19 protein-coding genes are annotated in these 22,502 nt (G+C 63.8%); 10 read left to right on the plus strand and 9 right to left on the minus strand.

Annotation, left to right across the window (positions count from 1 at the left end):
• Window positions 1-52 precede the first annotated feature (52 nt).
• The 3 genes from JKL48_RS07145 to JKL48_RS07155 are packed head-to-tail and all read left to right on the plus strand — an operon-like array spanning window position 53 to window position 2,842.
• Entirely contained in the window at window positions 53-310 is a 258-nt protein-coding gene (locus JKL48_RS07145; protein WP_198070155.1) for a hypothetical protein, read from the plus strand.
• Window positions 311-312: 2 nt separating this feature from the next.
• The gene (locus JKL48_RS07150) at window positions 313-1,491 is read left to right on the plus strand and encodes an ABC transporter permease (RefSeq protein WP_317191902.1); all 1,179 of its coding nucleotides are present in this window, start codon (window positions 313-315) and stop codon (window positions 1,489-1,491) included.
• A gap of 46 nt (window positions 1,492-1,537) precedes the next feature.
• Window positions 1,538-2,842, plus strand: a complete 1,305-nt coding sequence (locus JKL48_RS07155) for a PP2C family protein-serine/threonine phosphatase (RefSeq protein ID WP_201980595.1) — start codon at window positions 1,538-1,540, stop codon at window positions 2,840-2,842.
• 141 nt (window positions 2,843-2,983) lie between these two features.
• Here the strand turns inward: JKL48_RS07155 and JKL48_RS23530 are convergent, their stop codons facing one another.
• Both JKL48_RS23530 and JKL48_RS07165 read right to left on the minus strand, forming a co-directional pair.
• Window positions 2,984-4,474, minus strand: a complete 1,491-nt coding sequence (locus JKL48_RS23530; protein WP_201980597.1) for an O-antigen ligase family protein — start codon at window positions 4,472-4,474, stop codon at window positions 2,984-2,986.
• Window positions 4,471-5,544 carry a GumC domain-containing protein gene (locus JKL48_RS07165; protein ID WP_201980599.1) on the minus strand — a complete coding sequence of 358 codons (1,074 nt, stop codon included), beginning with the start codon at window positions 5,542-5,544 and terminating at the stop codon, window positions 4,471-4,473. The genes JKL48_RS23530 and JKL48_RS07165 overlap by 4 nt, the downstream gene beginning before the upstream one ends.
• 147 nt (window positions 5,545-5,691) lie before the next feature.
• On the opposite strand from JKL48_RS07165, the gene JKL48_RS23535 reads away from it, so the two are divergent.
• The 6 genes from JKL48_RS23535 (at window position 5,692) to JKL48_RS07195 (ending at window position 11,773) form a co-directional block, all read left to right on the plus strand.
• Window positions 5,692-7,164: an oligosaccharide flippase family protein gene (locus tag JKL48_RS23535; RefSeq protein WP_201980600.1), complete on the plus strand. Its 1,473-nt coding sequence runs from the start codon at window positions 5,692-5,694 to the stop codon at window positions 7,162-7,164.
• 145 nt (window positions 7,165-7,309) lie between these two features.
• On the plus strand, window positions 7,310-8,464 hold the full coding sequence (locus JKL48_RS07175; protein ID WP_201980603.1) for a glycosyltransferase family 4 protein: 1,155 nt from the start codon (window positions 7,310-7,312) through the stop codon (window positions 8,462-8,464).
• A gap of 31 nt (window positions 8,465-8,495) precedes the next feature.
• Entirely contained in the window at window positions 8,496-9,041 is a 546-nt protein-coding gene (locus JKL48_RS07180) for a hypothetical protein (RefSeq protein ID WP_201980605.1), read from the plus strand.
• Between the two features lie 5 nt (window positions 9,042-9,046).
• Window positions 9,047-9,727, plus strand: a complete 681-nt coding sequence (locus tag JKL48_RS07185; RefSeq protein WP_201980616.1) for a polysaccharide deacetylase family protein — start codon at window positions 9,047-9,049, stop codon at window positions 9,725-9,727.
• Complete coding sequence (locus JKL48_RS07190; protein WP_201980622.1) at window positions 9,724-10,836, plus strand: glycosyltransferase; 1,113 nt, start codon at window positions 9,724-9,726, stop codon at window positions 10,834-10,836. The genes JKL48_RS07185 and JKL48_RS07190 overlap by 4 nt, the downstream gene beginning before the upstream one ends.
• A gap of 169 nt (window positions 10,837-11,005) precedes the next feature.
• Complete coding sequence (locus JKL48_RS07195) at window positions 11,006-11,773, plus strand: TatD family hydrolase (RefSeq protein ID WP_201980625.1); 768 nt, start codon at window positions 11,006-11,008, stop codon at window positions 11,771-11,773.
• A gap of 18 nt (window positions 11,774-11,791) precedes the next feature.
• Here the strand turns inward: JKL48_RS07195 and JKL48_RS07200 are convergent, their stop codons facing one another.
• The 5 genes from JKL48_RS07200 to JKL48_RS07220 form a co-directional block, all read right to left on the minus strand.
• Window positions 11,792-12,142: a hypothetical protein gene (locus JKL48_RS07200; protein WP_201980627.1), complete on the minus strand. Its 351-nt coding sequence runs from the start codon at window positions 12,140-12,142 to the stop codon at window positions 11,792-11,794.
• Between the two features lie 51 nt (window positions 12,143-12,193).
• Window positions 12,194-13,516, minus strand: coding sequence for a PAS domain-containing protein (locus tag JKL48_RS07205; RefSeq protein WP_201980631.1), 1,323 nt, complete (start codon window positions 13,514-13,516; stop codon window positions 12,194-12,196).
• Between the two features lie 109 nt (window positions 13,517-13,625).
• The gene (locus tag JKL48_RS07210) at window positions 13,626-13,985 is read right to left on the minus strand and encodes a hypothetical protein (protein ID WP_201980634.1); all 360 of its coding nucleotides are present in this window, start codon (window positions 13,983-13,985) and stop codon (window positions 13,626-13,628) included.
• 98 nt (window positions 13,986-14,083) lie between these two features.
• Window positions 14,084-15,400 carry a PAS domain-containing protein gene (locus JKL48_RS07215; protein ID WP_201980638.1) on the minus strand — a complete coding sequence of 439 codons (1,317 nt, stop codon included), beginning with the start codon at window positions 15,398-15,400 and terminating at the stop codon, window positions 14,084-14,086.
• A gap of 441 nt (window positions 15,401-15,841) precedes the next feature.
• The gene (locus JKL48_RS07220; RefSeq protein ID WP_201980641.1) at window positions 15,842-16,450 is read right to left on the minus strand and encodes a hypothetical protein; all 609 of its coding nucleotides are present in this window, start codon (window positions 16,448-16,450) and stop codon (window positions 15,842-15,844) included.
• 282 nt (window positions 16,451-16,732) lie between these two features.
• On the opposite strand from JKL48_RS07220, the gene JKL48_RS07225 reads away from it, so the two are divergent.
• On the plus strand, window positions 16,733-18,967 hold the full coding sequence (locus JKL48_RS07225) for a TonB-dependent receptor (protein WP_201980642.1): 2,235 nt from the start codon (window positions 16,733-16,735) through the stop codon (window positions 18,965-18,967).
• 82 nt (window positions 18,968-19,049) lie between these two features.
• Here JKL48_RS07225 and JKL48_RS07230 read toward each other — a convergent pair whose 3' ends face one another.
• The gene (locus tag JKL48_RS07230) at window positions 19,050-19,451 is read right to left on the minus strand and encodes a cupin domain-containing protein (RefSeq protein ID WP_201980644.1); all 402 of its coding nucleotides are present in this window, start codon (window positions 19,449-19,451) and stop codon (window positions 19,050-19,052) included.
• Between the two features lie 230 nt (window positions 19,452-19,681).
• Window positions 19,682-22,435, minus strand: coding sequence for an MGH1-like glycoside hydrolase domain-containing protein (locus JKL48_RS07235; RefSeq protein ID WP_201980647.1), 2,754 nt, complete (start codon window positions 22,433-22,435; stop codon window positions 19,682-19,684).
• Between the last annotated feature and the right edge of the window lie 67 nt (window positions 22,436-22,502).

Genomic DNA, 22,502 nt, shown 5'->3' on the forward strand with positions numbered 1-22,502 from the left:
TGGCCCCTACCGGCCTTACATTTGCCCAAATCCCAGCCCGCCGTTTCTCCCCGTGACTGACCCCGAATTCGACCTGCTCGACGAGCTCTATTTCGTCACTCCGTTCCGCACCTTGCTCCAGAAAACCGGCCTGCCCGCCGCCGAGCTCGAAGACCAGCTCCGCACCTTGCTGGAGCAAGGCCTCATCCGCAGCTACTGGCCCGACCCGGATACCGAGCTGGCCTACGAAACCACGTCCTTCGGCGCCATCGCCCGCGATGCCTCTTATCTGGCTTCCAAGGAAGGCCTGTTGCAGCACAACACCCGCTAGCCGTGGCAACCACGGCAGCACCGGCGGCGCCGCCTGTGGCGGCCAGCGCGCAGGCCGTAGCCCGCCCGCCCGGCTACTACGTGCGCCAGCGCCTGTGGCAAAACCGGCCCGCCGTGGCCGGTCTGGCGTTCATTGCCTTGTGCACACTGGTGGCCCTGCTCGGCTATTGGGTGCTGCCCGACAACTCGCCCAATGCCAACCACGGCTTCGTGCAGATTCAAAAGCAGCCGCCGGGCTTGGAGGTGCGTTTTCTGTATTTGCCAGTCGCTGATTCGGTTGCCAAAGGCCGGCAGGATGCGAATATTTTTACTACCTGGCTGACTGGGCGTGAACCACAGCGCGAAGAACTGCCCATCGCAGCTTATCGCCGCCTCAATAGCCAGTACATTGCCGTACGACATTGGACTGCTCCGGATGCTACGTTGGCTCCTTGGCAACAAATTGCGCTTAAAACACCCCTCAAGCAGCTTTTTGATACGCAGACGCACTACCGCACCTACTGGCTGGGCACCGACAAAGCCGGGCGCGACGAGCTGAGCCGGCTGCTGCTGGGCACGCGCATCTCGCTGGGCATTGGGCTGGTGGCGGTGCTTATTTCGCTGGCGTTGGGCATGGCCGTGGGCGCCGTGGCCGGCTACTTCGGCGGCTGGGTCGATTCCGTGTTGCTGGGCGTGATGACGGTGGTGTGGAGCATTCCGGGCATCATGCTGGTTATTGCCATTTCGCTGGCACTCGATAGTAAGGGCGTGTGGGTCAGCTTCGTAGCCGTGGGCCTGACTATGTGGGTGGACGTGGCCCGCGTGGTGCGCGGCCAGATGCTCAGCCTGCGCTCGGCCACGTTTGTGGAGGCCGGTCGGGTGCTGGGGCTGCCTACGTCGCGGCTCATTGCGCGGCACCTGCTGCCCAACATGCGCGGTCCGCTTATTGTGCTGGCCACCAGCAACTTCGCGGCGGCCATTCTGCTTGAAGCCGGCCTGAGCTTCCTCGGGCTAGGCGTGCAGCCGCCCGCGCCCAGTTGGGGCCTGATGGTGAAGGAAGGCTACGACCTGCTGGGCACCGAGGCCGGCCTATGGCTCACGCTGCTGCCGGGCACGGCCATTTCGGCGCTCGTGCTCAGCTTTAACCTGCTGGGCAACGGCCTGCGCGACGCTTACGACCCCAAAACGCCCGTGGCTGCTTAAGTTTGTAGCCCCGTGGGCATTTTCGTCCGCGTGCTTACCTTTCCGCATGGCTTCCGCTGCTCCTTTTTCTTCTGCTGAGCCCTCGGCTGATTTGGCCGGTCAGGTAGCCGCGCGCGACGAGCAAATCAAGCAGCTCAAGCGCCAACTGCAGCTCAAGCAGTTTGAGTTGGATACTGTGCTAGGCGTGGCCCACGACATGACCGCCCGCGACCATTCCGTGGACGAGCTTTACCACATGCTGCGCCTCACGTTGCAAGGCCAGCGCAACGCACTCCAGGTCTTGCTGTTTGCGCACGAAGGGCAGGATTTTAAAGTGCGCCTGTCGCTGGGCGTTGACATGGCTGCCGCCGAAAAATTCAAGCTCAGCCGCCCGCTGCTCGACGGCGACGTGCGGCAGCCGCAGGCCGTGGAAGACCTGAACCTGGGGCCCGATTGGGACCGGTACGAGCTGATTCTGCCCATTCTGCGGCAGCGCCAGATAGTAGCCTACGTGTTTGTGGGCGGCCTGCGCACCGACCACGACCGCCAGCAGATGATTCCCTTCATCACCTCCCTGGCCAACACGCTGATGGGCGCCGTGGAAAACCGCCGGCTCCAGGCCCAGCGCGTTGCCGATGCCGCCGTGCGCAAGGAAATTGAAATTGCGCAGGAGGTGCAGGCCATGCTGTTTCCGCGCCACCTGCCCAACGACAGCCACCTGGCTATTGAGCGCAGCTACGTGCCCCACACCGAAATCGGGGGCGACTACTACGACGTGGTGGAGATGGATGCCGACCGCCTGCTGCTGTGCGTGGCCGACGTGAGCGGCAAAGGCGTGCCCGCCTCGCTGCTGATGTCGAACTTCCAGGCCGGGCTGCGCACGCTGCTGCGCCAGGGCGTGGAGCTGGCCACCATCGTGCCCGAGCTCAACCACTTGCTGTTCCGCAACTCGGGCGGCGAGAAGTTCATCACCGCTTTCCTGGGCATCTACGACCGCCGCACCCGCCGCCTGCAGTACGTGAACGCCGGCCACAACGACCCGCTGCTGCTCGCCGACAACGGCAGCGTGCAGCCGCTCAAGCACGGCACCGTCATGCTGGGCATCATGGAAGAGCTGCCGCTGCTGCGAGTGGGCGAAATTGAAATTCCGCTCCATTCCCTGCTGCTGCTCTACACCGACGGCCTCACCGAAGTATTCGATGCCGACAACAACGAGTTTGGCGAGGAAGGCGTGCTGGCCGTGCTGCACCGCAACCGCTACCTGCCGCTGCCCAAGCTGCACCAGGAGCTGCTGCGCAGCATCAACGCCTTCAGCGCCCACAACGCGCAGTTTGCCGACGATGTGACTATTCTGAGCTGCCGGTTTAAATGAGCTGGGAAAATAGTAGGAAAGCAAAAAGCACGTCCTGCTGAGCGCAGCCGAAGCATCTCGCTCGCTTCGTTCAACGATTGAATTACTCTTGCACGCGAGATACTTCGGCTGCGCTCAGCAGGACGTGCTTTTGCTCACTGCTCATTGCTCATTGCTTACTTCATCTGTAAGCGGAGCTTCTGCCAGCCACGTGTCGGACCGTACCAACAGGGCCAGGCACACGAAAAATACCGGCCCAATCTTGTCTACTTCCACCAGCTCGTTGAGCGTGAGGTGGAAAACGATGACGACCAGGGAGAGGGTGGCCGCCAGTACTACCCGACGCACATCCGGCTGGCTGGCCGAGCGGTGATAAAGCCGTTCACCCGCCAGCAGGGCCGTAGCCACTAGGGTGAGGAACAGGACAAATCCCGGGATGCCCTGCTCGGCCAGCTGAAGCAGGAAATAGTTGTGCGTCGTTGATTTTTCGGGGTTGTCGCTTACATAGGTGCGGAAGCTTTTCACCGTGTAGCGCTTGTACTCGGGGTAAAAAGTAGCTGCTCCGCTGCCCACCAGGGGTTTGTCCCCAATCATGCGGGCGGCGGCTACCCAGCGGTACACCCGCTCCATGCCCGATACATCTTGGAGTTTATAAGTTGCCTCCAGGTGTTTTTCGAAATTTTTGCCGTTGAACACGGTGCGCTCGTAGTTGGGCGCGTACTCCATGTACCGGTCGCCGACCACCACGTAGGCCACCGACAGCGTGACGCCCACGGCCGCTGCTACCAGCACCACCCGGGTCAGGTGCAGTCGCATCACCACGTAAAACAGGCCGGCGATGGGCAGCGACAAAATAGAAGCCCTTGTGTAGGAAGTAAGCAGCCCAAACAGCAGAATGCCCAACCCCCCCCGCCACGCCCAGCGCCCCCCCGCCGTGCGTGCCGCCTGCATGGCAAACCACCCAAACGGAATCAGTAGCGCCAGCATGGCTGCGTAGATGACGTGGTTGCGGAAAAACGGGTGCAACGACCAGTTAATCTGCTCGAAGCTAAAGCCTTTGGTGGCGTGCCGGCTGGCTACGTAAAGCACGCTCAGGCAGGCCCCGGCCGCGTACACCGAAGCAAAGCGCCAGGCATCGGCCGGCCGCCGCACAATGAGCAGGGTGCCCAGCAAAAACGGCGTGATGTACCACACCTTGGCCAGCAGGTACTTAATGGACTTGATGACCACCACCGAAAAAGCCGCGTCCACAGCCGTCCACAGCAGCATCAGCCCCAGAATGACCAGCAAGGGGTGCATCCATTCGCGGCGGGGCAATGGCCCCGCGCCCAGCACCAAGGCGCCCAGCACGCAGGCCGTGATGGCCAGCATGAGCGGCTCGGAAGGCACGTCCATGCTCAGGCCCCCAAACAGGCCAATTTCCTGGGTAAACGGCAAAATGAAAAACAGCAGGTAGTACAGCCAGCGCCACTCGATGAGGGCCACCAGCAGGCCCACGGCCAGCAGCGCCGGCAGCAACAGCGCGGGCATTTCGGCCAGGGCCGCCGCCGCGCCGCCCGTCAGCAGCAGCGCGATAAAGCCCATAAACAGCAGCTGGGGCCCATCGAAGGACTGCCAGATGCGGTGCAGGCGCTCGTTTACGGGTGGGTTCACGCCGGACGCAGGGCACTCGGCCGGTTGTTGTGGCGGTACAGCTCGAGCAGCGCAATGAACACCACCGCCAGCGCAAACGTCAGCAGCATGGAGCCCAGCACGATGAGCGAGCGCACGGGCTTGAATTTCTTGGTGGCCGGATAGGCCTTCTGCACCAGGTACACGCTGGAAATGCGGCCCTTAATGCTCAGCTCGGCCGTTTCGTAGGCCGAGCGCGCCGCGATAAGGCGGCCCTGCAAATCGGCCACGCGGGTCGTGAACATGGCCAGCGAGTCGGTGCCGGCCACGTAGCTTTCCAGGTTGATGAGGTTGCCGCCGTCGGCACGGGTGAGGCCGCGCAGCGAGCGGCGCAGGCCGGCCACGTCGCCCCCGCTGGCTTCGGCCTTGCGCAGGGCCGCTTCGGTTTCGATGAGCTGCTTCACCATGTAGCGGCCCTGCATCTCCAGCCCAAAGATGCCGTATTTGCGGCGGGCGCCCACCAGCTCGCGGCGGCTGCGCTCGTAGCTGGTGCTCAGGTACTCGTAGCGCTGGCGGTAGAGGTCGAGCAGGTGCCGCCGGTTTTCCAGCGTCAGCTGCTGGTTCACCGAGTCGATAACGTGCACCAACGTGTTGGCAATCTGGGCGGCCAGGTTTTTGTCTTTGTCCGTAAACGTAAGCTCGATGGCGTCGCGCTCGTTGTGCACAATGCTCAGGTTGCCGCTGAACTCGCTGAGCACGAAATTGTCGGTGGCATCATCGCCGGGAGGGCCGGCTTTATAGTGTTTGTAGAGATTGAATTTTTTGATGACCAATTCGGCTACCGTCTGCGATTCGCCGATGGAAATGGCCCGGTCCAAGTCTTCAGCCCGGCCACCCAGCTCGAGTTTGCCCCCGTCTACCAGGCGGTCAGGGTCGGTGGTTTGCGGGTTGGTAGGTATGAACACGGCCGTGGAGCGGTACACATTGGGCAGCAGCAGCGCCACGATGATGCTGACAATGGCTGCTAACCCCACGGCCCCAGCCACAAAGTATTTCCAACGGTTGATGATGGGCCCGATGCCCACCAGGGAAAAAGTAGGTGTAGATGACATACTGAAAGGAAAGCCCAACGCTCCGACAGGTTAATTATTGGGCAAGCGGCGGAAAAAGCAGCGGGCAAAGATAGCCGGAAATTGGCCTGGATTGGTTACAAGATGCGGCTGCTCGGGCCCGGTGCGTAGCTTTGCCAACCCAACGCCGTGCGGCGCGGGGCTATTTCAGGTTTTAGCTTACTCGTCGGCATCAAACGGTTTTTTGGCAATATCAGCTTCGTCGTCCTGCTCAACCTGCTGGTGAAACCCGGCTGGGTGGTGGTCGAAAACCTGGTGCAGGACCGGCTCGGGCACGCCACGTTCGGGCTGGTGACGGCCCTCTCGGCCCTTACGCTGGTGGTGGCGGCGCTGTCCGACCTCGGCCTCACGCCCTACGCCGTGCAGCGCGTGGCTGCCGAGCCCAGCTTCCTGGCCGAAACTTTTCCGACGCTGCTGCCGCTGCGTGGTGCGCTCAACTTTGTGGCCCTGGCCGTTATGCTGGTGGTGGGCTGGGGGCTGGGCTACCGGGGCAACGAGCTGCTGCTCCTCGGCGCGGTGGGCGCGGCGCTGCTGCTGGCCCAGTACGGGCAGTTTTTGCGCGGCACCCTGCAAGCCCATCAGAAGTTCAACACCGACGCCGTGCTCTCGGTGGTGGAGAAATTTGTGCTGCTGGGCGCCGTGCTGGTGCTGCTGCCCATCGGCCTCACCCTGCCCAATTACGTGGGGGCGCGGCTGAGCGCGGCAGCCTTTACCACGGTGCTCACATATGGGCTAATGACGCGCCTTTTTGGCCGAATTAAGTACCGCTGGCAGGGCCCCGTGGCCCGCACCGCCCTGCGCGCCAGTCTGCCCTTCGCCTTCATGACGCTGCTCTATGGCGTAAACGAGCGCATCGACATGGTGATGCTGGAGCGCCTGGCCTCGCCCACCGAGGCGGGCTACTACGCCGGCGCCTACCGCTGGGTCGACGCCGTGATGATGTACGCCTGGACGGTGCTGCCGCTGTTTTTTGCCAAGTTTGCCAGCGTGCCGCGCGATGCCGTGGCCCAACGCCAATTGCTACACTTTGGGCAGCGCATTGTGGCGCTGCCGCTGCTGTTCATCGTAGCCTTCATTCTGTTTCGGGGCGAGGTGGTGTTCTGGCAGTTCAGCCACAGCAGCCCGGCCGAGGTGCAGCGCATGACGGTGTGCCTGAAAATTCTGTTCGTGAACGTGCTGGTGCACGCCTTCTTCGCCATCTACAGCACCTTGCTCACCAGCACCACCCACGAGCGGGCGGTGAGCTGGCTGGTAGCCGGCAGCATCGTGCTCAACATTGGCCTAAACCTGTTTTTGCTGCCCCGCTACGGCGCCGTGGCCGCCTCCCTCGATACGCTGCTGTGCGCCGTGGCCGTCTCCGTTGGCTACCTGGTGCTGGTGCGGCGGCGCACCAACGTGGGCGTGCCCTTCCGCCTGCTGGCCCGGCTGTTGCTGGCGTTCGGGCTGCTGTGCGGCGTGTGGTACGGCCTGCAATACGGCCTGAACGGCGCCCTAAGCTGGTGGCTGGAAGCGGGTATCATGGGCGTGGTGTTCGGATTGATTGTGCTGGGCACGGGGCTGGTGCAACGCAAAGAAATCAGCCAGTTGGTACCGAAACGGTAAATTGCGCTGTAATCATCGACTCTCAAGAACGTCATGCTGCGCTTGTCGAAGCATGACGTTCCGCAATAGTAAATCAAATTACTGCTGCGGGAGAGATGCTTCGACAAGCGCAGCATGACGTTCCGTTTAACTTCCGTTGTTCCCCATGCACGTTGCCGTCAATACTCGGTTTTTGCTGCCCGGCGCCCATTTAGAAGGCATCGGCCGCTTCACCTACGAGACGTTGGCTCGGCTGGTGGCGCAGCATCCGGAGGTGACGTTTCACTTTCTCTTTGATAGAGCTTTCGACAAGCGCTACCTCTTCGGGCCCAACGTGGTGCCGCATGTGCTGGCCCCGCCGGCGCGGCATCCGTTTCTGTACGTGGCGTGGTTTGAGGGCGCGGTGGCCCTGTGGCTGGCCCGGCACCGGCCGGCGGCCTTCCTCAGCCCCGACGGCTTTACGACGTTGAACACGCGTGTGCCTCGCGTCACGGTCATTCACGACCTGGCGTTCGAGCATTTTCCGCTTGATGTGGGCCTGTTGCAGCGCAAGTACTACCACTTTTTCTCGCCCCGCTTCGCCCGCGCTTCCGAGCGGCTGGTGGCCGTGTCGGAAGCCACCAAGGCCGACATCGTGCAGACCTACGGCACCGCGCCGGCCAAAATCAGCGTGGCCTACAACGCGCCGGCCGAGCTGTTTCGGCCCCAGCCCGCGGCGGCGCAGCACGAAATCCGGCGGCGCTTCAGCCAGGCACAGCCCTATTTTCTGTTCGTGGGAGCCTTGCAGCCGCGCAAAAACCTGGGCCATTTGCTGCGGGCGTTTGACCAGTTCAAAACCACCGGCGGAGCGGCCGTAGCCGAGGCCCAGCTGCTCATTGTGGGCCGCAAGGCCTGGAAAGCCGGCCCCATCCTCGATGCCTACGAGCAGATGCAGCACAAAGCCGCCGTGCATTTTACCGGCCGCGTGGCCGACGCCGAGCTGGCGGGCCTGTACGCTGCGGCCCGCGCCACGGTGTATGTGCCCTACTTTGAAGGGTTTGGCATTCCGATTGTGGAAGCGCAGGCCAGCGGCTGCCCGGTGCTCACGTCCAATGTCAGCTCCATGCCGGAAGTGGCCGGGGAAGGCGGCGCCCTGCTGGTCGACCCCAACCAGAGCGAAAGCATTGCCGCCGGCCTCACTCGGCTGTGGCACGATGCCGCGCTCCGCCAGCAACTGGTGGCCCAGGGGCAGGAAAACTTGCTCCGGTTTTCGTGGGCCCGCAGCGCCGAAGTGCTGTGGGAAGCCATTTTGGCGGCAACCAATCAAGGGCGCAAGCAGTGAGCGCATGGCATCCGGGCCTTACTTTTGCACCATGGCCCGTTCGCATCCTTACAATTTTGCCCATGTGCTGCTGCCCCAGCTGGCCTGGCGCCGGCCGGCCTCGGTGCGCCGCGAGCTGAGCGACCCCTACCTGGCCAAGGAGCTGCTGCACTACGTGTGGGACAAGGCCGCCGAAAACCTGCCCCCCGCCGACAAAATGGCCCCCAAAGGCCTGCGCCTGAGCTGGCACGAAGTGGCGGGCCGCGTCACGGCGCTGTTCCATTTGCCGCCGCCGCAGTCGACCATGGAGGCCTATTTTACGGCGCTGGTGTACGAAGAAGACGACGAGCCAGCCGAAACCGAAGCCGAAGAAACGCGGCCCCGCTACTTCACCCTCGAAGCCACGCTGGGCCTGAGCACCCCTGCCGGCATGCCCACCGTGGTGGGCGAATGGTCCGGCGACGTACACCGCCACTTGGGCCGGGGGCCCGCCGGGGGCCAGCCCGACACCGGCGCTTCTTTCCTGGCAGCGCTGGCGGGCGTGCTCGGCCCGCTGCCCGACACGAGCGTGCCGTTTATGCGCATCGTGCGTTCCTGATGGCCATGCGGGCCCGGTTCGAAGCGGCGGCGCTCACCCGCCCGCCCCGCTTGCTGCACGCCCTGCTGCCCGGCTGCGAATGGACGGGCCCGCACCACACCGCCGCCAGCGCGCCGGTGCTCTACCTTACCTTCGACGACGGGCCCATTCCCGAAGAAACGCCCTGGGTGCTGGAGCAGCTGACGCTTTTCAACGCCAAAGCCACGTTTTTCTGCGTGGGCCAGAATGTGGAGCGCTACCCCGAAATAGCCCTGGCGGCCCTGGCCGGCGGCCACCGCCTCGGCAACCACACCCACCACCACCGCAGCGCCTGGGCCACGGCCCGCGCCGAGTACCGGCAGGAAGCAGCCGATTGCCAGGCCGTTCTGGACGGGCTTCTGCTCAGGAAGGAACCGCCCACATCGTTGGAAAAACCGCTATTCCGGCCGCCCTACGGCCGCCTTACCTGGCCGCTGCTGCCACTGCTGCGGCCCGAGTTTCGGCTCATCATGTGGTCGGTGCTGACGCGGGACTATGACCCCGGCCTGCGTCCCGAAGACTGCCTGCGCTTTGCGCTGGCCGCCGTGCGCCCCGGCGACATCCTCGTTTTTCACGACAGCCGCAAGGCCAGTGTGCGGCTGCGCTACGTGCTGCCCCGGCTGCTGGCGCACTTTGCTGAGCGCGGCTTTGCGTTTCTGACCCTGTGAACGGCTATTGGATGGGCGGGCTGCTGGGGTTTGTGGGGCTGTGGTTGCTGGCCATGGCCTACGCCGCCTGGCGCTTTGCGGTCCGGCGCGAAGCCCGAGCACCGCTCCCAGTATCCTTGCCTCGGGTGAGCATTCTGATTGCCGCCCGCAACGAAGAAGGGGCCTTGCCGCGCTGCCTGGCCAGCTTGCGGCAGCTGGACTACCCAGCCGAGCTGCTGGAAATTCTGGTGGGCGACGATGCCAGTACCGACCGCACCGCCGCTGTAGCGCAGGCCGCCATGCAGGGATTTGCCGGGCGCTTCCGGGTTGTTTCCATCACCGAAAACAGGGGCCTGGCACGCGGCAAGGCCAACGTGCTGGCTCACTTAGCGCGGCTGGCTACCACCGACTTTTTCTTTATTACTGATGCCGACATCGGCCTGCCGCGCCGCTGGATTGCGGCCCTGCTGGCGCCGGCCGTGCCGGGCGTGGGCACGGTCACGGGCATCACGGCGGTGCGCGGGCCGCAGTTGTTTCACCACTTGCAGGGCATCGACTGGTTGTTGTCGCTGAGCATGGTGCAGGTGGTGAGCGACCAGGGCCGCCCCGTGACGGCCATGGGCAACAACATGCTCGTGACCCGCGCGGCCTACGAGGCCACCGGCGGCTACGAGGCCTTGCCCTTCTCCGTGACCGAAGATTTTGCCTTGTTTCAGGCGGTGCTGGCCGCTGGCTTCGACTTTCGGCAGGTGTTCAATGCCGAAGTGCGGGCCGATTCCTTGCCCGTGCCCACCTGGGCGGCCCTGCTGCGGCAACGCCGCCGCTGGCTGCGCGGGGTGGAAGGACTGCCGTTTCGCCTGCGGCTGGAACTGCTGTTTTTCAGCGGTTTTTGGCCGGCGCTGGCGGGCGTGGCGTGGCTGGCCGGGGCCGGGCCGGCGCTGGGCATCTGGGGGGCAAAGGTGGTGGTGCAGGGCGTACTGGCTTATTTTGCGCACCGCTGGGCGGGCCTGCGGCTGCGGTGGTGGCTGCTGCCGCTGTTTGAGCTGTATACACTGGCGCTCACGGTTTGCATCCTGGGTTTTCGGCTGGTGGGCGGGCCGGTGGTGTGGAAGGGGCGGCGGTATGATTAAGTGTGGCCAAAAGAACGGTCATGCTGAGCGCAGTCGAAATATCTCTACCGCAGCAGTAAAGCTGATTAGTTGCACGGTAGAGATGCTTCGACTCCGCTCAGCATGACGTGCTTTTTTGCTCGTTCACCATTCAACACTTAACCCTCAAAACTCAACCCTCCTACACAATATGCATCTCACCGATTCCCACGCCCACCTCTACTCCGAACAGTTTAAGGCCGACCGCCTGGAGGCGCTGACCCGTGCCCAGGAGGCCGGCGTGCGCACCATTGTGATGCCCAACGTGGACCACAGCAGCATCGACGCCATGCTGGAGCTGGAGGCGCAGGCCCCGGAAACCTGCTTTGCCATGATGGGGCTGCACCCGTGCTCGGTAACGCGCGATTTCGAGCAGCAACTGTACGAGGTGGAAACCTGGCTGGGGCGCCGCCCCTTTGCCGCCGTGGGCGAGGCCGGACTCGACTTGTATTGGGACAAAACCCTGCTGGCCGAGCAGCAGGAGGCCCTGAAAATTCAACTGGCAATGGCCAAGAGGCACCAATTGCCCATTGTGCTGCACACCCGCGAGGCCTTTGCCGAAACCGTGGCCCTGGTCGAAGCGGCGCAGGATGGCACACTGCGCGGGGTGTTTCACTGCTTTTCGGGCACGCCCGAAGAGGCGGAGCAGGCTATTCGGCTGGGCTTTCGGCTGGGCATTGGCGGGGTGGCAACCTTCAAGAACGGCGGCGCCGACCGGGTGCTGCCGGGCATCGGCCTGGAACACCTGCTGCTGGAAACCGACTGCCCCTACCTGGCGCCCGTGCCGCACCGGGGCAAGCGCAACGAGCCGGCCTACCTGCCGCTGGTGCTGCGCCGGGTGGCCGCGCTGCTGGGCAAAACCGAAGCCGAAGTGGCCGAAGCCACCACCCGCAACGCAGCGGCATTGTTCAACCTATAGCAGCGCGAAAGCCGGAGCTTAGAGGCTGTTTTCCAAGCTGAATAGCTGGTTTTCAATCTGGTCGGCGAAGGAGTTAATCTGGTCGAGGCCGGTGCGGGCTTCCTCGATGTGGCCGCGCTGGTAGCGGGTGGCCAGGTCCTGGCCCGTGCGCAGCATTTGCTGCACGGTGCGCTCCAGCTCGCGCACGGCGGAGACATTGCCCAGTTCGGGCTTGGCCACGGATTGAATCCACTGCCCCAGCGGATTGTCGGGGTAGGAAAAAAGGTCGGGTTCGGCTTCGCGCACGCCGTAGAGCACGGAGCGCAGCCGCGACTTAAAGAGTACCTGCTTCACGCGGGCCTGCTGAAAGTCGAAAGAAGTAAGCGGCATGCGAGAAGCTAAAAAGAGCAGGGCGGATAATGCAGCAAAGGTAGGCGGGGTTTAAGCCGAAACCTCGGCACTAGCGGCGGGGCCGGCATCGCGGAGCCGTTCCAGCTCCAGGCGGGCCCGCACAAAATCGGTCACTTCAAAAGCAAAGACCAGAATTCCGGCCGGTTGGCCGTATTCGCGGAACTGCTGGTAAGTGAAATTGAAATAGGTGTCGCGCAATACGCCGCTCGCGTCGCGCTCGAGCTGCATTTTCAGCTCCTTGCCGTAGAACGTCTCGCCCGTCTGGTACACCTTGTCCAGCAGGCCGATGATGCCCTGGTCCTTCACCTCGGGCACAATCTCGGCCACGGTGCGGCCCACCAGTTCCCGGTGCGGGAATAGCTGCTGGTACTGCGGGTTCACAAACTCGTAGCGGTGCTCCGGGCCGCGCAGAATGCAAATCATAGCCGGGGCCTGCATGAAGAGGCTTTCGTAGGTTTCGCGCTGGTTTTCGGCCTTCTGGTACAGCTGGTAAGCTTGGTCGGAAAGGGCGGCCTGCTGCTCGTTGGCCTGCAGCAGCTCCTGCACCATCTGGCGCTGCTCATGAATGTCGGTGGCGCCGCCCACCCACATGCTAATCTCGCCGGTGGCGGTGCGCCGGGGCACGGCGCGCACCAGTATCCAGCGGTACTGGCCGTCGGAGCGGCGCAGGCGGTACTCTACCTGGTAAGGGTCGCCAGTTGCCACAGACTGTTGCCAGGTGCCGCGCACGCGGTCCCGGTCTTCCGGGTGCAGGCCGTCCAGCCACTGCCAGCCGGTTTGCTGGTCCATTGGCCGGCCGGTGAAGGCCAGCCAGCGCGAGTTGAAATAGTCGCGGTGGCCCGCAGCGTCGGCCGTCCAGATGAGCACCGGCAGGTTTTCGAGAATGAAGCGGGTGCGGTCGTGGGCTTCGTCGAGCTCGCCTTGTACCTGGGCGGCGCGCAGGGCAGCGCGGTGCTGGTCGGTCACGTTCTGGGTGCGTTGCAGAATGTATTGCAGCTCGCCCTGCTCGTCGAGAATGGGGTAATGGGTGGCCTGCCAGTACCGCTCCTCGAAGCCGCCGCCCTGCTCGGCGGGCAGGGCCAAGTCGTAGCGAATGAGGGGCATGGTGTGGGGCTCGCGGAAGCGCCGCACGTGCTCGTGCGATTGAAAAATGACGTCGCCCTCGTTCTGGTCCACCGACGGATAGGCTTCGAACAAGGTTTTGCCCACCGCTTCCTCGCGCGATTTCAGCGAAACGGCAACGTGGCTGTCCGTATTGTCGATGATGGTGGCATCGGGGGCCATGAGCAGCAGGTTTTCGGGCAGGGCGCGAAACAAGCGCTGATAGTCGACGGGGAGAGGCGAAACAGGCATTTAAACAAGCTGAAAACAAACAAAACTTCTACAACCAACGCCCCGGCCAGCGGGAGCGGGGCCTAAAAATAGGGCGGCCCACCCAAACAAGCTCAACCCACCCGTGGCACTACCCCGTGCCCAGGGCGGCTTCGAGCGAAAGCAGCAGCACTTCGATGCGGTCGGCGAAGGAGTTAATCTGGTCGAGGCCGGTGCGGGCTTCCTCGATGTGGCCGCGCTGGTAGCGGGTGGCCAGGTCCTGGCCCGTGCGCAGCATTTGCTGCACGGTACGGTCGAGCTCGCGCACTTCCGGGTGTGCACCGTGCTGGGGCTGCAACACGGTGTGCAGCCACTGGCCCAAGGGATTATCGACGGGCGAGAAAAGGCTGGATTCGGCCTCTCGCACGCCGTAGAGCACGGAGCGCAGCCGCGACTTAAAGAGCACCTGCTTCACGCGGGCCTGCTGAAAGTCGAAAGAGGTAAGCGGCATACAAGGGGAAAAGACGGGTGATGAAGGCCGGTGCGGCCGCAGGCCAGGCGACTGAAGAGCCCGAAAAAGGCGAAGTGGTTGCGCGGGCTACCCAACAATCAAACCAGGGACGGGCCGTCGGGGGCGGGGCCGTTTTCGCGGAGCTGCTCCAGGGCCTGGCGGGCACGCACGAAATCGGTGACATCGAAGGCGAAGACCATGATGCCGGCGGGCCGGTCGTTTTCTTGGAACAGCTGGTAGGAAAAGTTGAAGTAGCCGTCGTAGACGCTGCCATCGGCCTGTTGGAACTGCAAGGGAACTTCGTTGCCGTGAAACGTTTCGCCGGTGCGGTACACGTTTTCGAGCAGCTCCTGAATGCCTTGGTTGCGCAGCTCGGGCAGGGCTTCGAGCACCGGGAGCCCGGTGAGCTGCCGGCCCTGAAACAGCTGCTGGTAAGCCGTGTTCACAAACTCGTAGCGAAACGCCGGGCCGCGCAGGATGCAGATGAGCGCCGGAGCCTGCATGAACAGGCTTTCGTAGGTTTCGCGCTGGTTTTCGGCTTTCTGGTACAGCTGGTAGGCTTGGTCGGAAAGGGCGGCCTGCTGCTCGTTGGCCTGCAGCAGCTCCTGCACCATCTGGCGCTGCTCATGAATGTCGTTGGCCGCGCCCACCCACATGCTAATCCGGCCAGCGGCATCGCGCCGGGGCGACGCCCGGATGAGCAGCCAGCGGTACTGGCCGTCGTGGCGGCGCAGGCGGTACTCGTACTGGAACGGGGTGCCCGCCGCCAGGGCCTGCTGCCAGCCCTGGAGCATACCGGGCCGGTCGTCGGGATGGGTGAGGTCGGCCCAGTCGATGTCCTTCATCTCGGCCAGGGTTTTGCCCGTGAAGTCCAGCCAGCGCTGGTTGAAGTAGTCGGGGGTGCCGTCGGGGCGGTTGGTCCACACCAGCACGGGCAGGCTTTCGAGGATGAACTGGGTGCGCTGCTGGGCCTCGTCGAGGGCCTGCTGGGCCTGGGCGGCCTGCTCGGCGGCGCGGTGCTCGGCGGTCACGTCCTGCGGCATTTGCAGAATGAATTGCAGCTGGCCTGCAGCGTCCAGAATGGGGTAATGCGTGAGGCGCCAGTAGCGCTCCTCGGTGCCGCCGCCCAATTCGGCGGGGCGTTCCAAGTCGTAGCGCAGCAGGGGCATGGTGTCGGGGCGCAGGGTGCGGCGCACCTGCTCGTGCGAGGCGGCCAGGTCGCGCTGGCTTTCGGGGGCCGAGGGATAGGCGTCGAAAATGTCGCGGCCCACGGCCTGGGCCCGTGGCAGCAGCGAAACCGTCACGTGGTCGTTGGAGTTGTCGAGCACCGTGCCATCGGGCGCTAGCAGCAGGTAAGAGCCGGGCAGGGAGCGAAAGAGGTCCTGGTAATCGATGGATGCCGGAAAATCAGCCATGGATATAGATAAGGAAGCGCGGGAAGCTGCCGCGAAGGTGGCAGGTACTTAATGGGGCTTTGATGAACGCCGGGCGCACCCAGCAAGCCGCCCGGTGCCGGGCAACATCAACTGGCGAATACCCAATCAGCGTAGCCATACGCAAAGCCGGCCGTAAGGATGGGGCCCGGCGGGGGTTTCTGCGGTGGTGAAGCGGGCAGGGAATGCGCCGAAAACGTCGGGCGGTGCGGAGCCGCCCGGCCGTAGCGCATCGGCTCTGCCGCGCATGGCGTTCAACTGATTTCCATACGCTAGCGCGGTGTCGGAGTTGGTGTAGAGTAGCGCGAACGTTGTCGTTCGCGCCCCCGCGCCGCTAGCTCGTTCTGGCACGCGAACGACAACGTTCGCGCTACTGACCGCACGTACACTGACGTCGAAACGGCTGTAAATGCCCAACCCGCGCTAATACCGCACATCAAACCGGCCATCGGTCACCGCCAGCGAGTCGGGGCCTTGGTACTGGTAAAGCATCCCCGAAAACGTACCGCTGACGATGCGCTGCTGCTTATTCAGCTTGCGAATGAGCAGGCGCACCGGGTGGCGGGGGCTGCTTTTGTACTCACGGTTTTCGACGTGGTTGGTTGCCGTCATAAACTCGGCCGTGCCGGGGGTGCGGGTGGTATCGGCCCCGAGCAGGCGCAGCCCGCCCAGCGTATCGGTGAGCCGGAAGGCCAGCTGGATTTGCGCGTCGTAGAATTCCTTGGAGCTGCGCACGCCCGTCATGCGGCCCGCGAAGCTGAGCTGGGTGATGCCCGAATAGGTGCCGGCACCTGCCTCCAGGTGATTGGGCTGCCAGCGCCCCCCGTAGTTCAGCCCGCTGTTATAGTGGCCCAGCACCGTCCACGTTTGCGAACCCAGCTGGCAGCCCAGGGTATTGGCCCCGGTTTCGGTGTAGGCGGGGAGCTTGGCGCGGGCAAATTCCTCATTGTTGTCGTAGTCGTTGCACGACTTGGTGCAGGCGCTCAAGGGCAGCAGCACGAGGTAGGTGAGGGCGGTGCGGAAGCGCATCATAGGAAGGAGAAAGGAGGTAGGAAGCGAGGATAATAGAACGTCAAGCAGAGCATTCGGCGCATCAAGCAGAGACGAAGTATATCGCATGTGGTAGTAACGCAATCAACAGGATGAGTGGTTGCACGCGAGATGCTTCGGCTGCGCTCCGCATGACGTTCTCGCCGCCCGACTCGTCCCGGTTTTCGACGCTTCATCCGCTTCATCCGACGCTTCAGCAAGCGCCATTTCCGGCCGCCCGGCCCGCCCGGCACCTTTGAGCCCTCAACCAACCGCTGGCTCCCGATGAAAACTGCCCTACTCCCGCTGCTCCTGCTGCTGAGCGCCGCCAACGCTCAGGCCCAAACCGCTCCCGCCGAAACTCACCAATCCACCAACTCACCAACCCACCTCACCGGCACCGTGCGCGACGCCGCCGGCCAGCCCCTGCCGGGCGTGAACGTGTTTCTGAAAACGACCTTTGACGGGGCCAGCACCGACTCGCTGGGCCGCTTCGACTTCCGCTCCGACCACGTCGCCGGGCCCGCCGTGCTGGTGGCCACCTTCGTTGGCTACGAGCCGCAGGAAACGCTGGTGACCCTAGGCGAAGGCCCCATCCACCTGCCCGACCTGAAACTGAAAGCCAGCCGCGCCGCCCTCGGCGACGTGGTGGTAACGGCGGGCGCCTTTGAGGCCAGCGACGACAAGCGCGCCGCCGTGCTCAAACCCCTGGACATTGTGACCACGGCCGGGGCCTTGGGCGACATTGCCGGGGCGTTGAACGCGCTGCCCGGCACCACCCGCAACGGCGAAACCGGCCAGCTCTTCGTGCGCGGCGGGGCGGCCTCGGAAACCAAAACCTACCTCGACGGCCTGCCCGTGCAAACGCCCTACGGCGGCGCGGTGCCGAATGTGGCGGCGCGGGGCCGGTTTTCGCCCTTCCTGTTCAAGGGCACGGTGTTCAGCACGGGCGGCTACTCGGCCGAGTACGGGCAGGCCCTGAGCGCCGTGGTGGCCCTGAACTCGACCGACCTCGCCCCCGAAACCCAGACCAGCGTTTCGGTGATGAGCGTGGGCGGCAGCCTGGCCCGCACCAAGCGCTGGGACCGCACCAGCCTGGCCCTCACGGCCGACTACACCAACCTGGCGCCTTATTACAACCTCGTTCCCCAAACTCTGAGTTGGGAAAAAGCTCCCCTGCAGTTGGGCGGCTCCCTCAAGCTGGCCCACAAAGTTGGGGAGGCCGGCATGCTGAAAGTGTACGGCACCTACAGCCGCCAGCGCCTGGCCCTGCGCCAGCCCGACGCCAACCCCGAATTTGAAGCCACCGGCCACCCCGTTGAGCTGGCCAACGATAACCTTTACCTCAACACCAGCTACCGTGCCCCGCTGCGGCGCGGCTGGAGCCTGAACACCGGCCTGGCCCTGACCCAGGACGACAACCGCATCCAACCCGATGTGCAGTCCGTGCACGACCTTGACCGCTCGGCCGTGGCCCGGCTGGTGCTCACCAACGACTCGGCCAGCACCTGGTTCAACCTCAAAATGGGCCTCGAAGGCTACGCCCAGCGCTACCGCCAGCAGTACCAGTCCTCGGCCGAAGCGCCGGCGCTGCGCCTGGGCGTGGACGAGCAACGCGCCGCCGCCTTTGCCGAAAGCGAGCTGGTGCTCACCAACAAGCTGGCCGGCCGGGCCGGGCTGCGCACCGAATACTCGGCGGCGCTGGGCCGCTTCAATGCCGCCCCGCGCCTGGGCCTGGCCTACAAAACCGGCGAGAATAGCCAGCTCTCCGCCGCCTGGGGCTACTTCTACCAGTCGCCCACCACCGACCTGCTTCGCATCAGCCACGCTTTGCAGTTTGAGCGGGCCGAGCACTACCTGCTGACCTACCAGCGTATGGTGAAGGACCGCACGCTGCGGGCCGAAATCTACCAGAAGAACTACGCCCAGCTCACCACCTTCGACGCGGCCAACCTCTACAACCCGACCACCTATCGGAACAACGGCGGCGGGTATGCGCGGGGCCTCGACGTGCTGTGGCGCGACCGCACCAGCTTCAAAAAGGCCGATTACTGGGTAAGCTACGGCTGGCTGGACACGCGCCGCCAGTTCCGCGCCGACCCCACGATGGCCGTGCCCACCTTCGCGGCCCGGCACAACCTGAGCGTGGTGGGCAAGTACTGGCTGCAGGGCATCCACACCCAGGTGGGCTTCACCTACAGCTATGGCTCGCCCCGCGCCTACAACGACCCCAACCTGCCCGGCTACAACCAGGGCCGCCTGCCCACCTACCAGGACCTGAGTTTGAACGCGAGCTACCTCACCCACTGGTTTGGCCAGTTCACCATCGTCTACGTGTCGGCCTCCAACGTCCTGGGCCGCCAGAACATCTATGGCTATACCTTCGCCGGCCAGCCCGACGCCAGCGGCCAGCTCCGCAGCGTGGCCGTGACGCCGCCCGCGCCCCGCATGCTGTTTGTGGGCGTGTTCATCTCGATTAACAAGAATACGAAAGTGGATTTCAACGAGAAGCCGGAGTAGAACCGAAACAGGACTCAAAGTCAAGAACGTCAACTTGTCCGGCCTTCGCGCAGTCGAAGCACAACGGCCTGTTTGGTTGGACTTAGCGGGCACGGGCTGCTGGCTCGTCGGCGATGAACTGGTCGTCGGCTTCCGGTGCGAAGGGCAGGTAGAGCCGCTCCCACACGTCGCCCTCAATCAGGTCCCAGGTGTGGCCGGGGCCCTTTATATCCTTCGCAATAAGGATGATGCCCGGCTCGACAATGAACGTTTCGCCGCTGCTGACGGTGAAGCGCAGCTTGCCCCGTAGCGTGACGACGTACTGCGTGCGCGGGGCGGCGTGCGGCAGGTTTTCGTAAGTGTCGTGCGTTTCCGCAAAGCAGTAGCTCACGGCCAGGTGCGTGCCGGTTGGCAAGCGGCCGGTTTCGAATGTGCAGCCGCCGTCGGGCGTGTTGAGGAGGCGGATAGCCTTTATGTAGGCCAAGGCGTCCTTTGAATGGTTCATGATTTGGGTTGACTAGTCGAATAGGTCCTTGCTGACTTGCATTAGAATCAGTAATCGAAGCTGTTTGAGTTAGTCGTCCTCGGGTGCCTATCGGTCATCCGGAGCGCAGCAAAGGCCCTTCTCACGCCTGCATAATCGCCGTTCCGTTGGGGTAAGGTCCTTCGCTACGCTCAGGATGACATCGGTCTTCATTTCCTAAACAGCTTCATCTTCTCCGGTGGCGCCCGCCCCTACTCCGCCCGCCGCACGCGCAGGTAGTCCAGCATGGCCTGGTTCACCTCGCCGTTCATGTTCTGGTTGGCGGGCTCGTAGGCCAACGTGAGGCGCTGGGTGCCTTTTTCGAGGCGCACGAGGATGGGGTTCGAGAAGCCCCAGTTGCTCCATTCCTCCACGCCGCGCTGGGGCAGCACCACGGTGCCCAGCAACTCGGCACCGCGCCGCAGCGTGCGGATGGCGCAGCGGTTGTTGGTGTTGATGGGGCCGTTGCCGTTGGCGTAGCGGAAATCGAGGGCGTAGAGGCCAGCTTCGGGCACGGTGACGGGGATGGTAATGCCGGTGTTGCGGCTGGTACTGATTTCGACGAAACCCTTGCCGGAATAGCCTTTGTAGGGCTGCGGGGCTTTGGGAGCTACGGTTTCGAGCTGCACAAGGCGTTCAGCTACCGGGCCGGACCCAACTGTTATGGGCTCGCTGGCGAAGGATTCCAATCCCTGCTGTCCCTTGGCAATGACCTGATACTCGCTATCTCCATCTGAGGTAGTAACAGGGAAGCTCAGGCTCGCCGCATTTTCGGTGTCGACGCCAAGCAACTGGCCGTTCCGCAAGATTGAATAAGAAATGGCTCCTGCAATCGGGGCCCAATGCAATGCTCCTTCCCTATAAGTGACCGTCGGCGTTTCGGGCGCCACGGCATCGGCCACACGGTTGACAGGTTGCGCGGCCGGGGCCTCGCTGCTGAGCACAATTTTCACCGCGTGCCGCCCACTCATACTGGCCGGAATGGCGGCATCGGCCAGCGGTTGGCCATCCAGCGTGATGCTTTTGATGGCATTGCCGAACCCATCCATTTCCATATCGAGCACGGCCTTGCGGTACTTAAAGCCCGTGAGGCGGCGCGGCCCCGCAAACGCCTGCGGCACGAAAGGCCGGAACACCAGCCGGTCGCCCTCGTACTGCATCCCAAACAGCACCTTGTACACCAAACCCATGCTGCCCGACAGGCTCCAGAGCATGTTGGAGGAGTTGATTTGGGTGCCGGCAAAGTCGCCGTTGCGGGCCACGAAGTTCTCCTTGTTGGTGAGGAACAGCGCCGCCGGCCGGTAGATGGCGGCCATGCTCTCGGTGAGCGAGGCTTCGTTGCCGGCCCGGGCGGCCGCCAGCGCCCAAAAGCTTTGCACGAAGGGCCACACGGCGTCGTTGTGGTAGGCCGGGATGCCCGGAATTTGGGGGTAGAGGCACGAAATGCCGTAGGGCGTGGTGGGCGTGCGGCTCACCACCTGCTGCGCCCGCTCGCCCTCGGCCACACCGAAGAGTACGCACAGCGCTTCGCCCAGCGCCTCGGCTTTGGGTGAGCGTACAAGGTGAATGCGGCCGTAGAGGTACTGGCCGTAGTAGCCCTGATAATCCAGCCACAGGTGCTCGTTGATGGCATCTTTGATGACTGCGGCCTGGCGCTTGTGCTGGGCCGCGGTGCCAGGGTCGCCGAGCCGGGCGGCCATCTGGGCCAGCACGATGTTGGCCTGATAATGCACGGCGTTGGTGCCCAGGTTTTCGGACTGGTAAATGTCAACCGGCTGCATCCAGCGCGGGTAAGTCTGCTCGCGCCAGTCCAGAAACGACGACTCGCCGCGCACCAGGCCGGTGGCGGGGTCGTAAGCATTCTGCACGTCGTCGGCAATGCTTTGCTTGATGATGGGGTACACCCGGCGCAGCCAGGCTTCGTCGCCGGTGGCCTGGTAGATTTCCCACGCCGCCGTGGCCCAGATAATGCGGTCCGTCGAGCACGGGTAGGCGCCGCCCGTGCCGGTGTCCTGAATGATGCGGCCGTCCTTGCTCACCTTGCGCAGCAGGCTGTTCATGGCCACTTTGGGCTGCAGGGTGGCCTGCGCCAGAATGATGCTGTAGCTCACGTCGCGGGTCCAGACGCCGGCCCACTCCTTGCCGGTGCGGAAGGTGCTGTCGGGCTCCACGGCGCGGCGGGCTTCCTCCAGGGCCAGGTTGTAGAGGGCATCGGCCAGCGGGTAGTCGGAGCTGTACTGCGGAAAATCGTCGGTGTTGATGCTCTTTTTCCAGCGCTGGGCAGTGGTTTTGGCGGCGGCGGGCTGGTTCAGGGTTAGCGTCGCTTCGTAGATGCCGTCGCCGTCTGGGTCTTTCAGTTCCAGTTCGGGCTTGTTGGTCAGGTTGTCGAAATCCCAGCTCAGCGGGGCTGTGCCGCCGGCCACGTACACGTGCTTGAAATCCTGCTGATACAGCTTCTCGCCCTTGAACGTGGTGTAGAATCCCTGCTTCTTGAACGCCGCCAGCACCGGCCGCAAATCGAGCCGGATTTTTACCGACGTATTGGGGGCCAGGTAGGTGGTGGAGGTGGCGGGTGTGGTGTCTTCGTAGCGCTGGCCAAACACGATGGGCGGCGTTTCGATTGCGCCACCGCCCGGCCGGGGCACGGCCAGCAGCAGGTGGTTGAGGCCGGGCGCCATTTCGTTGTCCTTGCCATTGATGCTGAACTTGAACTCGACGCGCGGACTCTGCTGGTCGTTGGCGGGGCTCACGTAGTTGGAAACCAACTCGGTGTTGGACAGGGCGCGGGCTTCGTACTTGCCCTGCACCACTTTATCGCGGTAAAGCGAGTAGGCGTCGGATTGCCAGATGGGATTTTGCACGGCGGGGATGGGGGCAATGGTTGTCACGGCGGGCTTCGGCGTCTGGCAGGCATTGAGTAGGCCCAGCGTGAGCACGAAGCTGGTAGCGAGGATGGTGGATTTCATAGGCAAGGTGCGGTGGGAATAGCGAGGAGTGCAAACTTACGGGGGTTCGAGTTCAGCCGGTTGAAGT

Source organism: Hymenobacter rubidus (assembly GCF_016734815.1).
Classification (GTDB): Bacteria; Bacteroidota; Bacteroidia; order Cytophagales; family Hymenobacteraceae; genus Hymenobacter; species Hymenobacter rubidus.